The sequence below is a fragment of the Bifidobacterium asteroides genome, from assembly GCF_003202695.1.
GTDB classification, from domain to species: domain Bacteria; phylum Actinomycetota; class Actinomycetes; order Actinomycetales; family Bifidobacteriaceae; genus Bombiscardovia; species Bombiscardovia asteroides_G.
The window spans coordinates 124,128-139,795 of record NZ_QGLL01000006.1; the positions used below are offsets into that span (position 1 = coordinate 124,128).

Sequence of the window (15,668 nt, forward strand, 5' to 3'; positions counted from 1 at the left end):
GCGCTTAGAATGGGCGGGAAGCATCCACCACCAGCAGGAGGCGAAGGCAGAATATGTCATTCGAGCACCCCAACAGCAAGGGTCAGGACATCCGTGATGTCGAGCGTGCCATCATGGCGCGTCCCGCAGAGCATGACAGCGCCAACCTGGACCTGGACAGGATGGGGATGATGCTGGACCTGCTGGGCCACCCCGAGCATAGCTTCCGGGTCATCCACGTCACCGGAACCAACGGCAAGGGGTCCACGGCGCGGATGGCCGAGGCTTTGGTTCGTGCCTACGGTCTGCGCACAGGGCTCTACACTTCGCCCCATCTGGAGCGGATCAACGAGCGCATCGCCATCGACGGTCAGGAGCTTTCCGACGAGGACTTTGTGGATCTCTACCAGCAGATTGAGGATTTCATTGCCATGGTGGATGACCGCTTTGCCCAGCAGGGCAGAGCTCCCATGAGCTTCTTCGAGGTTCTGACCGCCATGGCTGTCTGGGCCTTTGCAGATGCCCCGGTGGACGTGGCCATCGTCGAGGTGGGGATGGGCGGCCGTTGGGATGCCACCAACGTCCTCGATGGTGACGCTGCCATCATCGGGCCGGTGGACATGGATCATATGCAGTGGCTGGGGGATACGGTCGAGCAGATAGCAGGGGAGAAGGCCGGGATCATCAAGCCCAAGTCCACGGTCATCGTCGGCGCCCAGCCTCATGAGGAGGCCGTCCTGCCCATTATCGAGCAGGCCGTGCGCGAGCAGGGCTCTCCCACCCTGCTGAGGGACGGCAACGAGCTGGAGGTGGTCTCGCGCATGCCCGCAGTGGGCGGTCAGGTGGCTACGCTGCGCACGCCCCAGGGGCTCTACAAGGATGTTCCCATTGACAAGTTCGGCGAGCACCAGGCCCACAACGCCCTGGCAGCCCTGGCCGCGGCCGAGACGGTCATCCCCGTCAACGGGGCACTGGACCAGGATCTGGTGGCCGAGGCCCTAAGCCAGGTGCGCATCCCCGGACGGATCGAGCAGGTGCGCACCTCGCCCACCATCATCATCGATGGCGGGCATAACCTGAACGCGGCCCAGTCCCTGCGGGCGGCCATCGAGGAGAACTACGACTTCAGGCAGCTGGTGGGCGTGATTTCCATGATGGCAGACAAACAGGTGGAGGACTATCTGGGCCTGCTGGAGCCCGTACTGGACAGCGTTGTAGTCACCGAGAACTCCTGGAAGGGCCGGGTCATGCCGGCTGAGGATCTGGAGCGGGTCGCTGTGCGGGTCTTCGGGCCTGACCGGGTGGTCCGGCGTGACCGGATGCCCGATGCCATCCAGACGGCTGTCGATATGGTCGACAGCGAAGACCAGACCGGGGTGGGCTATGGACGCGGGGTGCTGATCTGCGGCAGCTTCGTTACCGCTGGGGATGCCCGCACACTGCTTGCTGAGCGTCCCAATCCCGACCTGGCCAAGCCTAAGGCGGAGCGCGCCTGATGTACCTTAAGGAGCTGACCCTCAAGGGCTTCAAATCCTTCGCCTCAGCCACCACCTTGCGCTTCGAGCCGGGCATCACCGCTGTGGTGGGCCCGAACGGATCAGGCAAATCCAACATCGTTGACGCTCTGGCCTGGGTCATGGGAGAGCAAGGGGCCAAGAGCCTGCGCGGCGGTTCCATGGAGGACGTCATCTTCGCGGGCACCTCTTCCAGACCTCCATTGGGACGGGCTCAGGTCACCCTGACCATCGACAACACCGACCGGACCTTGGACATCGACTACACCGAAGTGACCATCAGCCGGACCATCTACCGCAACGGCGGGTCCGAATACGCCATCAACGGCTCCGACTGCCGCCTGCTGGACATCCAGGAGCTGCTCAGCGACACCGGTCTTGGACAGCAGATGCACGTAATCGTCGGCCAGGGGCGGCTGGATGCCATCCTGCGGGCTGATCCGGCAGGTCATCGGGCCTTCATCGAGGAGGCGGCCGGCATCCTCAAGCATCGCAAGCGCAAGGAGCGTGCCCTGCACAAGCTGGCCAACACCGAGGCCAACCTGTCACGCTTGGATGACCTGATCGGCGAAATTCATCGGCAGTTGGGGCCGCTGGGCCGACAAGCCAAGGTCTCCCGTCGGGCTGACATGATCCAGGTCAGCCTGCGGGACGCTCAAGCCCGCATCCATGCCGACGACGCCCTGACCTCGCAGAAGAAGTTGGAGGATCTGCGCTCGAGGATGGTTCAGACCCGGGGGCTGCTGGCCCGGGGGCAGGAGGACCTGACTAGGGTCAAGCTGCGCATCGAACAGCTGGAGGGGCTGGATCGACAGTCCAGTCCGGCCCTGGACGCCGTCAACCAGCAATGGAACGACCTGACCAAGCTCGGTGAGCGTGCCGGGTCTCTGGCATCTTTGGCCAGGGAGCGTAGCCGTTCGTTGGAGGCTGGCATGGTGACCGATCAGGGCCAGGATCCCGGAGTGCTCAGGCGGCGGGCCGACGAGCTCAAGGGCCAGGCCGACCAGGAGGAGGGTCAGGTTGAAGCCGACCGTATCTCCTTGGATGGCTGTGTCCAAGCCCGTGCGGATCTGGAGCGGCGGCTGGCCGCTCACCGGCAGACCATGACCGAGCTGCGGCAGGCAGCCAGAAAGCGGCAGGCTCGACTGGGAGACCTAGCGCAGCTGGTGTCCAAGGAGGCATCGGCCCTGGATCTGTCCAAGCAGCGTGAGCATGATCTGGCTGGTCAGCAGGATCAGGCCAAGGAGGAGATGGAGAGGGCCCGAAGCCGGGTGCACGACTTGGATAGTCGGGAAGAGAGCCCTGACCGGGATGGCAGACAGGCTCTGGATCAGGCAGGTCAGGTCAGGGATCAGGCCCGCAGCAGGCTCAACGAACTTGAGGAGCGTGAGCGTCGAATCCAGTCCGATGCCATCTCGGCTCAGGCCAAGGCCGATGCTCTGGCGGACACGCTGGATCATCGTAGTGGCAGTGAGTCCTTAGCCCAGGACGAGGATCCTTCTCTATTGGGCGTGCTGACTGATTTCATTCGAGTGGAGGAGGGCTGGGAGGAGCCCTTGGCTCAGGCCCTGCACGACTATGCTTCGGCTCTGGTGGCCAAGGACGACCTGACGGTAGACCAGACCCTGGAGCGGGCCCGCCAGGATCGTCTGGGACGAGCGGCACTGATCTCGGCATCGGGCCCGCTCAAAGACTCATCCATAAGGGCTGGGGAGGGCCCCTGGCGCTCCGCTGCTGACTTGGTGGTCCTGCGGGAGCATCAGGCTGATTCCGATCGAGCTCAGGAGGTGCTGGCATCTGTCCGCTGTCTATTGGCTTCAACCGCTGCCGTCGACGATGCAGATCAGGCCCGCCATGCCCTGGCGGACGGATGGCAGCAGGCATTGACCCGCCTGGGAGATCTCTACGATCAGATAGGTGCTGTAGGCGGGTCTGCCCCTGCCACCAGCGATCTGGCGCTGACTGCGCGGCGGGATCGGGCCCTGGCGCAGGTGAAAGCCCTTCAAGAGGACTCCCGGTCCCTGCAGCCGCAGACAGAGGCAGCTCGTACCGCTCTTGAGCAGGCTGAGCAGAAGCTGCAGGAGGCGCGCAACTATTGCACCGAGGCTCGGGTCAAGGCCGAACAGGCCGCCCGGGAGCTGGCAGACGCCCGCAAGGAATCGGATCGAGCCCAGGCCGTAGTCAAGGATCTGGACAACCGGCTGGCCCAGGTGCGCGACCAGGTGCGCACCCACGAACTCAAACTAGAGGATCTCAAGGCCGGTCTGGCGCGAGCCCAGGAGGACAGCGGGTCTGATCCTGATGACCCGGAGGGCACGGAAGACCGACAGCATGAATTGGAGACGGCCTTGGACCAGGCCCGCGCCGCCGAGATGGAGGCCAAGCTGACCTGGACCGAGAGCGACCGAAGGCACGCATCCCTGCTGCGCCAGATTGATCTGCTGCGGGATCAGGCTGACCAGGCCGAACGCCGTCGTCAGCGAATAGCCGAAGAGAACCATCGTCGGAAGGCTGGCATGGCTTCTCTGGGGCTGATTGCGCTCAGGGCCGACCTGCTGGCCCAACTGATCAAGGGGAGGATGGAGCATGCGGCCCGCCGCCGTGATCAGCTCAGGGCCAATGCTTCCGCCCACGACAAGGAACTGACCGACCTGCGCGCCAGCAGGGACGCTCTGGAACCCAAGGTGGCCAGTCTGCGACAGGATGAGCACGGTCTGGATCTGGAGCGGGAGCGCCTGGCCGGTGAAGACGGCCGCCTGCGCCAGCGCATCCAGGATGACCTGGGCATGGAGCCGGAGGAGCTCATCCGCGAATACGGCCCTGATCGTCCGGTTCCTGTTCTGGATGACGAGGGCAATCCGGTGCCTCTGGACCAGAGTGCGAAAGACGAAGATGAAGATTCGTCAGCTTTCAAAACGGTGCCTTACCAGCGTGGGGAGCAGGAGAAGCGGCTGGCCAAGGCCAAGCGAGACCTGGCCGCCCTAGGCAAGGTCAACCCGCTGGCCACTGAGGAATACGAGGCCTTGGAGTCCCGCAACCGCTACCTGCACGAGCAGCGTCAGGATGTAACAGGGTCTCGGGACGATCTGATGGCCCTGGTCAAGGATCTGGATTCGACCATGGTCACGGTCTTCAAGGAGGCATTCGATGACACAGCACAAGCCTTCGAGCGCATCTTCGCCATCCTCTTCCCAGGAGGTCGAGGAAGGCTGCGGCTGGAGGATCCGGACGATCTGCTGACCACCGGCGTTCTGGTCGAGGCCAGCCCGGCTGGCAAAAAGGTCCGTCGGCTCTCACTGCTTTCGGGCGGTGAGCGGTCGCTGACGGCCTTGGCTTTGCTTCTGGCCATCTTTACGGCCCGCCCCAGTCCCTTCTATGTCATGGACGAGGTCGAGGCCGCCCTGGACGATGTGAACCTGACCAGGCTGCTCAAGGCCTTCGAACAGCTGCGCGAGCATGCCCAGCTGATCATCATCACCCACCAGCAAAGGACCATGGGCATCGCTGACGCCCTCTATGGGGTCACTATGCGAGGGGATGGGGTGACGGCTGTCATTTCCCAGCGGCTGAAGGATCCGGATCCTTCGGGTCGCGAAGAGCCCGAGCGCGATCAAGAGTGACCCGGGCCAGAACTGCTTGGGAGTCCACAATGGGCAGCTGCGGCATGGGATAGGCCTCGTTGAGCACTGATAGTTCGGTGCAGCCCAGCAGGATTGAGTCGCAGTGGTAGTCATCCAGGAAGGCATCGAGGACGCCCAGGTAGCGATCCCGGTCCAGACGGCCTTCCTTGACGTCGTCGTAGATCAAGGCGCTTACACGGTCCTGCAGGGCCTGGTCCGGATCCACCAGCAGATAGCCGGCCCTGTCGGCAGGGCCCTGGTAGATGGCGGCGTGACGGGATCCCTCGGTGCCCATGTACCCCATGCGCGGATGGGTTTGCGCCGGATATTGCTTATTCGCCCAGTCAATGGTGGCCTGAGGCATATCCAGAATGGGCACTGGGGTCAGGGCCTGGAGCCTAGGCAGTATCTGGTGGGCCGTGTTGCAGGCCATGACCATGAAGGAGGCGCCCATGGCTGTGGCCTGACGCACATCCTCGGCCAGATAGGGGAAGGGATCATCCTTGCTGCGGCCCAGAATGAACTCGGTGCGGTCGGGCACGGTGGCGTGATTGAAGACCACATAGTCCAGAAAGTCCTGATCCCTGCGTGCCCCGGTCATACGGTCCAGCACCCGGACGAAGCTTTCAGTGGCCAATGTACCCATGCCGCCCAGAACGACGAAGAAGTTTTTCATGCCAGTGTCCCCTTGTCACGGAAGTAGCGCCGGTAGCGACGCCGATAGATTGAGAACATGTGACGGATCAGCGCCCAGCGTTTGAAATTGAGATCATTGTTGTACTCCAGGGTGGTGCCCCAGTCCCCGCGCCGGATCATGGCCATGGCCTGTCGCTTGTCCTCGGAGTCTGCGCAGTATTTGCGGAAGATGTCCCTGGGAATCTCCATCCATAGACGGTGTCCGCGGCCGAAGACGGTGCGTCCGTTGAAGGGGGTGTCCAGGACCAGATCGTCCACAAAGCAGCGGGCCAAGTTGAAGCCGTTCAGGGTGACCACGTAGCTGCTGCGGCCTTGGCGCAGATTGATCTCGAAAAGCTTGTAGACGCCATCGCGCGGATCATACTTCATGTCGAAATTGGCTACGCCGCTGTAGTGGATGTCCTCGAGGAAGGCCTTGATCCGGTCGAAGATGTCCTGGTTGTAGTCGGGCATGATGGCCGCATAGTTGCCTATGGCTTCGGGCGTGGGATCCTCCAGCAGGGGATGGCCCAGGAACATCATGCGCACCCGGTGGTGACGGTCCACGTATGCATTGAGCACCCTCATGTTGTCATCGCCTCCGGGCACGAAGTCCTGGATGACCATCTGCGAAGTGTAACCGGCCTGGTAGGACCTGCGGATCATGGTGTCCAGCTCATCCGGGTCGCTGAATATAAAGGCCTTTTTTCTCCCGGGGAAATGGATGTTCAGCCACTCGTCGCTGTCGGCTGCCTTCATGGCCACCGGATAGTCGAAGGGCAGATTCCGGTGGCGGCCGGCTTTCACGTCCTGGGCGTCCACCGACACTGTCTTCGGGTGGGGCAGGTCATAGCGATCGCAGAGCTCGTAGAAGGAGGATTTGAGCGAGAGGGACCGATTCAGCTCCTGGTCGATGGCGTTGAAGGCGAATCGCTCCCGCAGAGACTCGCCGAACTTGTCCAGCAGGTTGGCATAGCTGTCCCCGCAGGGCAGAAGGAGCAGAGCGGCCCCTGGATGCTCCCGGTGATAGGCGTCAGCCCATTTATTCAGGGCGGGCACGAAGACCTTGGGATTGGTGAAGTCGGGAACCAGGTGCACGTCGAGGATCCGGCTGTACTTGGTGGGGGAGAGCTGGTAGTGGCCGAATACGGTGGATACCAGGCCGTAGGCCTCATGGAAGGCCCGCGCCATCCCGTAGGCGTTGATGTCGGTGCCCAGTATGACCGGTTGGAACTCTTTCATATCTCTGAAACCACCTACCATATGCTCGTGCACCCCATTCTGCCGTGGGGCATTCGGCTTTCCATATTAGGGAACAGTCGGGATCGTCAGCTGCGGGCTGTGCCTGTAGCTCCCAGGTCGTAGCTTTCCGTACCCAACAGACGTGCCACAATGTGGTCGTCGCCCTCATACGGCACGTGGCTGCCGTTCTTTTTGAACCAGCGTTCCTCACCCTTGCCGATGACCAAGGTGATTCGCAAACGATCCTCCGGCCTGCCAGGATCTCCCAGGGCCTGCTTTATGGCCTGGGCCCTGTCCGGCACAATACTGGCCTCCAGTTCCGGGTTGGTCACGAAGCCCAGCATCTGCCTGTCCACCTGGTTCGAGCTTTCTCCCTCCTCGTCGTCAGCGGTCAGGATCAGCCGGTCGACGCGGTCCTGTGCAGCGCTGACGATGCCCTTCCTGCGGTCGATGGCTTTGCCGCCTGCAGAGCCGGAGACCAGGGTGATCAGGGGTCTGCGATTGCCGTAGCGCTCGTTCACGAAGTCCAGCAGCGCCGTGACCGAGGCCTTGTTGTGGGCGTAATCGACATAGACCACCCGGTTGTCGGCCTTGAAGCGTTCCATTCTGCCGGCTATCCTCACCCTCTCCATGGCCTGGAGGACGTTTTCGTCAGGTTTCAGACCCAGCCGAATCAGCATGGCTAGGGCTGCGGCCGCGTTCAGGGCGTTGAAATCCCCATCCATGGACAGGCTGACAGGCATCGCGACTCCGCCCGAGGGCCCTATCAGATAGTCGTCGCCCCCTCCAGGAGCCTTGCGGACCAAGACGTCGTCATGCTTGGAACCATCGCCGAAGGTGGTCACTGGAATGCCGACGAGCTGGGCATCCTGACGGATCAGGTCGGCTCCGCAGGCTTCGGCTCCCAGGACCAGCTGCCGGCTGTTGTAGGTTATGCGGCGCTTGCAGTAGAAATAGTCCTCGAAGCTTGGATGTTCGATGGGGCTGATGTGGTCGGGGGATATGTTCAGGAATGCTCCCAGGTCAAATGTCAGCCCGTAGACGCGATCCACCTTGTAGGCCTGGGAGGAGACCTCCATGACCAGGTAGCGCATGCCGGCGTCTGCCGCCTGGCGCATCATGCGGAAGAGGTCCAGCGACTCGGGTGTGGTCAGCTTGGACTCCTGGTAATGGCGGCCGTCCAGACAGTTGTCCACTGAGGAGAGCAGGGCCGCTCGGCCTGCGGAGATCCTGCCCAGCATGGCGTGCAGGAAGTAAGCGGTGGTGGTCTTGCCCTTGGTGCCGGTGATTCCTACCAGGGTCAGCTGTTTCTGGGGGTAATCGTAAAAAGCGGCAGCGAGCAGGCTCATGGACTTGCGCACGTCGTTGACGATGATCCCTGGCGCCCTGGTGTGGGCGGACAAGTCCTCCTGGGCCACATAGGCAGCCGGTCCCTCGGGATCGCAGACATCCAGATATTCAGGCAGGAAGTGGCCCTTGCAGAAGAGCAGACTGCCAGGTCCAGCCTGGCGGGTGTCGTAGGTGATGTCAGTGAAGGGCTTGGATGACTGGGCGTTCTCTTGTGTGTTTAAAGTCCATTGATCGCTCTGGATTACCTCGCGTAGCTGACCATGTTCGCGCAGCAGCTCCAGGGTTGAAGCCATCGTCAGCGCCATGCTGTCTTCTCCCTTGTCTGTTGGTTGTCGCCTGAGCCGTCCCGACACGATTGGTGACCTGGATCGAGACCAGACCCAAGTCTAAACCGCCTTGAGGCCAAGGCAGGAGAATCCGGCGACCCTTGACTGAATGGACAAAAGCGGGCGGCGGGTCGGCCTCGGAGCCGAGCCTCAGAGCCAGGAGTCGGTGACTGGACGGCGGCCTTGGGAGAGCAGGTATTGGTTGAAGTGGTCCCGCCACTTGGCCTGTGCCTGCCGCTGCCAGTCCATAAGGGAGTCCATGGTGATTCGCGCCACCTGGGGGAAGAGGGTGGTCATGGGCTTGATCAGGTCCACGGCCGCCACGGTATCCGCCGTAGCATCATGGAAGTTTCCATGGGGGATGACACCATAATACTCGCTGGTCAGCTCCAAGGTGCGGCGGCCCGACCGGTGGGAGATCTCCCTGTCCAGGACCAGAGGGTCCACTACCAGCAGATCCCCCTCGCCCAGGGGCTTGACTGATCCTGAGCACCAGTGGGCTATGTCCCCGTCCAGCATATGCACGTCGAAGGGGGCGTTGTAGGCCAGCAGGGGGATGCGCTTGTCCTGGGCGCGGGCAATGAACCCGGCCATCTGCGCGGTGGCCAGCTCGGGTTCCATGCCCTCGGCGGCCAGCTGCTGGTCGGTGAATCCGTTGACCCGGCTGGCCCCTTTGCTGATATGCCGGTGCGGGTTGACAATCCAGGTGGCCACCACATCCCCTGAATAGCCCTTGGCCGGGTCGCGCAGAACCAGGCTGGCCGAGACGATGCCGTCCTTGCCTGGTTTGGTGCCCGTGGTCTCGGTGTCGAACCCCAGAAGCCAGGAGTCTCCTAGGCGAGTCGACCCCTCCTGTTGCGGGGCGGACTGAAGTGCCTGTTCCATGCTGGTGTGCGCAGTGTCTTCCATAAATGTGATTTCCTCTCAGTCATCATGGTAACCGAGGGCCGGCCGACTAGCGACCGGGTCGAAACCGTCACGGGCGAGGGGGGATGGCACAATAGGGAGTGTGGCAGATACCAGCGAGCTCGAAAGCAGAAAACGTCAATTCGAGGCCCTGGCCATGCCTGCGGTGGATGTGCTCTATCGCCAGGCCATGCGCCTGACCAACAACCCCGACGACGCCCAGGATCTGGTCCAGGACACCTTTGAGCGAGGATTCAAGGCCTTCGACCGCTTCCAGCCCGGCAGCAACTTTGAGGCTTGGATGACCACCATTGAGCGCAATGCCTATTTCAACCAGTACCACAAGGCCAAGCGGCGCCCGCAACGGGCCAACGACTCAACAGGCGAGTACAACGACTGGGACATCTATTCGGCCTCGGAGCATGGATCCGAGGGGCTCAAATCCGCCGAGCAGGAATACATGGAGACCTTTGCTCCCGAGGAGATCATGGCCGCCCTGGACCGGCTCAGTCCGGAACGTCGACGGGTCTTCATCGACGCAGCCATCGACGGCAAGAGCTATCAGCAAGTGGCCGACGAGGAGGGCATCAAGATCGGTACGGTCATGAGCCGGCTGAACCGGGCGCGATCACAGCTGCGCCAGGAGCTGGAGCGGTATGCCAAGGAGCGCGGCTACCAGCACGAGCACGAGGCTGTGGACAAGCCCTCAGCGGAACGTCATAGACCGGTTGAGGCCGGACCTAGTATAAAAAAATAGAGATCAGCAGCAAGGGGCATCGAGGGCCCCGAGGATCAAATATCAGGAAGCGGGCAGGAGCATGGACCGACGCGTGGAGATGAGTCACTACGCCTACGATGATGGAGGCGCTGTCAGGGTGACCCACACCAGCCTGCGCATCTATCAGGATGCCTCCTGCGTGAATCCCAGTGACTGCTTCGATCCGGAATCCTGCTGCGACGAGCGCGAGCGCATGGTCATCGAGGAGCTGCGTCGGTATCTGCGCCCTGAATGCGCACCGGAGTGTCTGCTGGATCGGCTCAGGCATATGTTCGATCAGATGGATGAACTGGAGCAGGGGACGCCGGATCGCAGTATGGACAAGTAGGTCCAGTCGGTTTCCTTGGCAGGTCAGGAGTCCTGTCAGACTATTGCAGAGATCATGGTCGTGCTTATGCAGCCATGGTTTTTATTTATATATGCAAGACCCCGGCACCATTGGTGCCGGGGCAGACGATCAGGTATTCGGCCTCTTGCCGTGGTTGGCGGCCTTCTTGCGGCGATCCCTGCGCTTGCGTCCGCGCATGCCCATGATTGGTCTCCTTTGCTACTGATAATCCGATAAACCTTGTCGATTATCGCACACCGGGCTGACTGTTGTCGACCAGCTAGGCCTTTCAGATCTGTTGCGCCCGGTATCCCACCTGGGTGGTGTAGACGGCAGCAGGCTGCAGAATGACCAGGTTCCGGCCTGTCCGGAAGGCATTGGCGTAGGCGGTCATGGGTTCCACGGCAACGCCGGCCGGGCGCATGTCGGCGTAGAAGCCGGTCCCAGTGCAGACCTGCCAGGAGGTGATGGTGTCATCGCCCCAGAGCTGAATGCGGATGCCGTCCGGCCTGGTGAACCAGGCCGAACAGGTCCCGTCGTCATCACGTTCCACATCGGTCCAGGCATCGTCGAAGGCTGCATCTTCACCCAGCACAGTGCCTTGACGCAGATCAGTTCGTCCCTGGACGGGTTCGGTGCCGGTAGGCAGCAGTCTGTCCGGATCGACCACCACATGGGTGCTGCAGGGGATGGTCAGGGTGCAGGGGGCGTTGTCCTTCTGGATCTGGTCGCCGATGCCCTGCTTGCCGTTGGACAGCCAGGGGTGGATGCCGAAGGCCCAGGGCGCGGCCTCGTCACCCAGATTCACGGCTCGGGTGGTCATGGTCAGCCCCAGGTCGTCCAGGGTGTAGGTAACAGTGACCACGACATCGAAGGGGTATCCGGCCATATCGGGCACCCGCCAGGATAGGCTGACGGAGTCCTCAGCCAGGACCTGCAAGTGCCAATAGGCGCGGTATCCGTAGCCGTGAATGGCGGTGCGCCGGTCGTGCTCGTCGATGGGCAGAGTGTAGGTGTGGCCCTGGAAGTCGTAGGTGCCGTCCTCGATGCGGTTAGGGAAGGGGACCAGGACGTTCCCGTTGCTGCATGGTACGGTTCCATCCGGGTCGAATGAGGCAAGCAGATCCTTTCCCCGGTATTTCAGGACACGCAGGATGGCTCCCAGCTCGGTCACCACTGCTTCGTAGTCCCCGTGACGGATGCTGTACTGCTGTCCGGTCCGGGGCACGGCCCCGCCCATCATCTTGTTCGTGTGCATGCTCCCACTTCCATAGTGCCGTTGATGCTTGGTACGCCACCATCCTAGCGCCTGAGCGGTCTTGGCTTCTTGGTGAAAGAGTGGCAGATGGGCTTCCGGGTTCCGCCCTGGCTTTCTACCATGGTATTGCAGCGTCCGGGACCGTCCGGATTGACATCGATAAGGAGCGGCAGTGTCAGGATTTCGGACCACCGTGTGCGAACAGCCGACCCAGCAGGGGCAGGGGCGCGTCGTCTTGGCTGATCCGCGCGGGTTCTGCGCAGGGGTGGACCGGGCCATCCAGACTGTGCAGACCATCCTGGATGCGGACAACCCCCACCAGGGACTGCCGCCGGTCTATGTGCGACGGCAAATAGTCCACAACCGGCATGTGGTCGAGGATCTGACCCAGCGAGGGGCCGTGTTCGTGGACGAACTGGACCAGATTCCCGAGCGGGCTGTTCGTGCCGGGGTGCCCGTGGTCTTCTCGGCTCATGGAATCGCTCCCTCGGTGGTCAAGGAGGCCCAGCGGCGGGGGATGCGCGTGGTTGACGCCTCATGCCCCCTGGTCAGCAAGGTCCACAGGGAGGTTCAGCGCTTCGTGCGGGACGGCTACTCGATCATCTATATAGGCCATCGGGGGCACGACGAGGCTATTGGAGTCATGGGGGAGGCCCCGGACCGGGTTCACCTGGTGGAGCATGAGGCCGATATCGACGCTTTGAACTTCGGGCCGGACACGCCGCTGGTCATGCTGACCCAGACCACCTTGAGCCTGGATGAGACCGCCGATCTGGCTACGGCCCTGCGTCTACGATTCCCCTGGATAGAGGAGCCGCCGGGATCCGACATCTGCTACGCCACGCAGAACAGGCAGCAGGCTGTCAAGATGGTGGCGGGCCAGGCGGACTGCATGATTGTAGTGGGGTCGGCCAACTCCTCCAACTCGGTGCGTTTGGTCGAGGTGGCCCGTCAGGCCCTGGAGGTCCGCTTTCCAGGTCAGGGCGGGCAAAGGGCTCATCGGGTAGACGATGCTGGTGAGCTCGATCCCGCCTGGCTGCAGAGCATGGATTCCGTGGGGCTCACTTCGGGTGCTTCGGTTCCCGAGCATCTGGTTCAGGCGGTGCTGGAGACCTTGGCCTCTCGGGGGTTCACCCAGGTGACTAGAGCCCGGGCAGTCGAGGAGCATATGCATTTCGTCCTGCCTGCCGCCCTGCGCTCTGCACGGGTGTCCAGGAAGGTTGGGCCAGCCACAGGGCTGACGAACTCTTCAGTCAGTGGCTAGAGGCGCGGTTTTGGCCTTGAGAACCCGTATCAGATCTTGCGGATCCAGTCCCAGGCTGATGCCGCGCTTGCCGCCGGAGACCATGATGGTGTCGAATTCCAGTGCGCCCTGGTCCAGCACGGTCATGTGTGCGGTGCGCTGGCCGAAAGGCGATATGCCACCCAGGACGTATCCGCTCTCCCGTTCGGCCTGGGCCTTGTCGGCCATGCGTGCCTTCTTGGCTCCTACGGCGGCTGCCAGGTGCTTGAGGTTCAGGTGGCCGGTCACCGGTACAATGCCGATGACCCGCTCCTTGCCCGTGTCAGCCATTAGGGTCTTGTAGACCATGCGCGGATCCAGGCCCAGCTTTTTGGCCGCCTCGATGCCGTACCCCTGGTCCATATGGTCGGCGCTGTGATGATACTCGTGAATGGTGAATGGAATCCCCAGACGATCCAGCTGGGCCATGGCCGGAGTCGCAGCCTCCGAGTCCGCCCTTTTCTTCTTGCTCATGACTCCATGCTAAGGTACTGACCGTTTACATAGGCTTTTAGGGGGTGTCTTTAGCGCCACTTGCGCGGAAAGGGTAGTCCATGACCGCAGTCAATGCCTGGCTGCTCGATGCGGTGACGGGCGGATGGGGGCTGGCCGTGCTTTTCCTGGCCGCCTTTTTGGATGCCCTGATCATTCCCATACCCACGGAGCTTATGGTCCTGGCCACGGCTTCAGCCTTTCGAGCTTCTGGTCGACCCCTGCCCGTATTGGTCTTCCTAGTATGCGCTTTAGCTTTTGCGGGCGGCGATGCCTGCACTTATGAGCTGGGGCGATTGGTCCCGCTGAATCGTCTGGCCGTCTTTCGCGGGGCAGCAGGCAAGGCAGTGACTTCCTGGGCTCACCGGGCTCTGCTGCGGGGAGGTGGCTTCTTCACGCTGGCCTCGCGTTTCGTGCCCTCGGGCCGGACTGTGGTCAATCTGACTGCCGGGGCGGCGCGGTATCCGCTGAGCCGTTACCTGCCCCTGGCTGCACTGGCCGGTCTGCTCTGGTCGATCTATATGTGGACCTTGGGATATCTGGCTGCCTCTTGGCTGGAAAACAATCCTCTGGCCGTCATGGCCATCGGTTTTCTGGCAGGCATGGTCGTCGGCCTGGTCTGCGACCTGGCCATGCGGGCGCTCACCCGGAGGCGCTGATCACAGCAAGGGGTCCGTCCCCCGTAGGGAACGGACCCCGTAATCGCTATATCCGGAAGAACCGGCTGGATGCTCAGTCGCCCAGTTCGGCGAAGTAGAGCAGGGTGCGGATCATGTTGCTGGTGAAGCCGTACTCGTTGTCGTAGAAGGCAACGGTGCGGACCAGCTGATCGTCCCCGTGGGTGTTGACATCGGTCTGCGTGGGATCGAAGATGCCGCCGTGGGTGTCGCCGATCACGTCGGAGGAGACAATGCCCTCGTCGTTGTAGCCGAAGTAGTCCTTGCCCTCGAAGGCCTTCTTGGCGGCGTCGTTGATCTCGTCGACGGTGACCTTCTTGTCCAGGACGCAGGTCAGCTCGGTGACGGAACCGGATGGAACGGCCACACGCTGCGCATGGCCCTGCAGCTTGCCGTCAACAGAGGGAACGACCTTGCCGATGGCCTTGGCGGCACCAGTGGAGTGCTCGATGGTGTTGATGGCGGCGGCGCGAGTGTTGCGCGGCTTGTTGCCCTTGGGGCCGTCCAGCAGCATCTGGGAGCCGGTGTAGGCATGGATGGTGGTCATATAGCCGATGCGGATGCCGAAGTTGTCATCCAGCATCTTGACCATAGCGGCCAGAGATCCGGTGGTGCAGGAACCGGCGGAGATGATCTTGTCGGAAGGCTTCAGGGTCTCCTGGTTGACGCCGTAGACCACGGTGGGCGTGGTGTCGTCCTTGGCAGGGGCGGAGATCAGAACCTTCTTGGCTCCGGCATTCAGGTGGGCCTGGGACTTCTCGGCCGAGGTGTAGAAGCCGGTGCACTCCAGCACGTAGTCGACGCCGTCGTTCTTCACCCATGGGATGTTATTGGCATCCTTCTCGGCGTAGACCGGGTACTCCTTGCCGTCCACCACGATGGCGGTGTCGGTGGAGGTGACCGAGACAGGGGTGCCGTCGTCGTGACGGAAGGTGCCCTGAGTGCTGTCGTACTTGAGCAGATAGGCCAGAATGGCCGGGGTGGTCAGATCGTTGATGGCGGCAACCTCGATGTTGGAGGCGTCGCCGCCACGGGCCTGGAGCTCAAAGATGCGCCGGAAGGCCAGACGACCGATACGTCCGAATCCGTTGATGCCAATCTTTACTGTCATTCAATTCTCCCTTGGAGATTGGCCGTATACAGCACAAAAATTACCGGACCGTATATGGCCGATTACTGATAACATCTCATAGTTTATAGAACCCTGTGTACTTATAGCAAGCGATTACACGGGTTGTGCC

The 15,668-nt window shown here is 62.2% G+C and carries 14 protein-coding genes; 6 read left to right on the plus strand and 8 right to left on the minus strand.

Going from position 1 to position 15,668, the window contains the following annotated elements; genetic code table 11:
* Window positions 1–53: 53 nt before the first annotated feature.
* Both DKK75_RS02495 and smc read left to right on the plus strand, forming a co-directional pair.
* Window positions 54–1,475: a bifunctional folylpolyglutamate synthase/dihydrofolate synthase gene (locus DKK75_RS02495; protein ID WP_110451894.1), complete on the plus strand. Its 1,422-nt coding sequence runs from the start codon at window positions 54–56 to the stop codon at window positions 1,473–1,475.
* On the plus strand, window positions 1,475–5,113 hold the full coding sequence (gene smc, locus DKK75_RS02500; protein WP_110451895.1) for a chromosome segregation protein SMC: 3,639 nt from the start codon (window positions 1,475–1,477) through the stop codon (window positions 5,111–5,113). The genes DKK75_RS02495 and smc overlap by 1 nt, the downstream gene beginning before the upstream one ends.
* On the opposite strand, the gene DKK75_RS02505 is transcribed toward smc, so the two are convergent.
* From DKK75_RS02505 to DKK75_RS02520, 4 genes are all read right to left on the minus strand, one after another.
* A complete protein-coding gene (locus DKK75_RS02505) occupies window positions 5,046–5,789 on the minus strand; it encodes an aspartate/glutamate racemase family protein (RefSeq protein WP_110451896.1) in 744 nt (247 codons plus the stop codon). The genes smc and DKK75_RS02505 overlap by 68 nt on opposite strands.
* The gene (locus tag DKK75_RS02510) at window positions 5,786–7,030 is read right to left on the minus strand and encodes a carboxylate--amine ligase (protein ID WP_110452276.1); all 1,245 of its coding nucleotides are present in this window, start codon (window positions 7,028–7,030) and stop codon (window positions 5,786–5,788) included. The genes DKK75_RS02505 and DKK75_RS02510 overlap by 4 nt, the downstream gene beginning before the upstream one ends.
* Before the next feature lie 86 nt (window positions 7,031–7,116).
* Complete coding sequence (locus tag DKK75_RS02515; protein WP_110451897.1) at window positions 7,117–8,685, minus strand: Mur ligase family protein; 1,569 nt, start codon at window positions 8,683–8,685, stop codon at window positions 7,117–7,119.
* 171 nt (window positions 8,686–8,856) lie between these two features.
* Entirely contained in the window at window positions 8,857–9,615 is a 759-nt protein-coding gene (locus DKK75_RS02520) for an exonuclease domain-containing protein (RefSeq protein WP_110451898.1), read from the minus strand.
* 154 nt (window positions 9,616–9,769) lie between these two features.
* Between DKK75_RS02520 and DKK75_RS02525 the strand changes: the two genes are divergently transcribed.
* The gene (locus tag DKK75_RS02525; RefSeq protein WP_110452277.1) at window positions 9,770–10,369 is read left to right on the plus strand and encodes a sigma-70 family RNA polymerase sigma factor; all 600 of its coding nucleotides are present in this window, start codon (window positions 9,770–9,772) and stop codon (window positions 10,367–10,369) included.
* A 61-nt stretch (window positions 10,370–10,430) separates the two neighbouring features.
* Complete coding sequence (locus tag DKK75_RS02530) at window positions 10,431–10,718, plus strand: hypothetical protein (RefSeq protein WP_258333124.1); 288 nt, start codon at window positions 10,431–10,433, stop codon at window positions 10,716–10,718.
* Window positions 10,719–10,847: 129 nt separating this feature from the next.
* Here the strand turns inward: DKK75_RS02530 and DKK75_RS08355 are convergent, their stop codons facing one another.
* A complete protein-coding gene (locus DKK75_RS08355) occupies window positions 10,848–10,922 on the minus strand; it encodes a 50S ribosomal protein bL37 (RefSeq protein WP_099327425.1) in 75 nt (24 codons plus the stop codon).
* A gap of 85 nt (window positions 10,923–11,007) precedes the next feature.
* Window positions 11,008–11,976: an aldose 1-epimerase family protein gene (locus tag DKK75_RS02535; RefSeq protein ID WP_110451899.1), complete on the minus strand. Its 969-nt coding sequence runs from the start codon at window positions 11,974–11,976 to the stop codon at window positions 11,008–11,010.
* Between the two features lie 172 nt (window positions 11,977–12,148).
* Between DKK75_RS02535 and DKK75_RS02540 the strand changes: the two genes are divergently transcribed.
* Window positions 12,149–13,240, plus strand: coding sequence for a 4-hydroxy-3-methylbut-2-enyl diphosphate reductase (locus DKK75_RS02540; RefSeq protein WP_110451900.1), 1,092 nt, complete (start codon window positions 12,149–12,151; stop codon window positions 13,238–13,240).
* Here the strand turns inward: DKK75_RS02540 and ybaK are convergent.
* Window positions 13,226–13,732 (minus strand): Cys-tRNA(Pro) deacylase, encoded by a 507-nt coding sequence (ybaK, locus tag DKK75_RS02545; protein WP_110451901.1) that lies wholly within the window; start codon window positions 13,730–13,732, stop codon window positions 13,226–13,228. The genes DKK75_RS02540 and ybaK overlap by 15 nt on opposite strands.
* Window positions 13,733–13,812: 80 nt before the next feature.
* Here ybaK and DKK75_RS02550 point away from each other — a divergent pair, with 80 nt between their 5' ends.
* The gene (locus tag DKK75_RS02550) at window positions 13,813–14,409 is read left to right on the plus strand and encodes a DedA family protein (protein WP_110451902.1); all 597 of its coding nucleotides are present in this window, start codon (window positions 13,813–13,815) and stop codon (window positions 14,407–14,409) included.
* A 73-nt stretch (window positions 14,410–14,482) separates the two neighbouring features.
* On the opposite strand, the gene gap is transcribed toward DKK75_RS02550, so the two are convergent.
* Window positions 14,483–15,538: a type I glyceraldehyde-3-phosphate dehydrogenase gene (gap, locus tag DKK75_RS02555; protein WP_110451903.1), complete on the minus strand. Its 1,056-nt coding sequence runs from the start codon at window positions 15,536–15,538 to the stop codon at window positions 14,483–14,485.
* Between the last annotated feature and the right edge of the window lie 130 nt (window positions 15,539–15,668).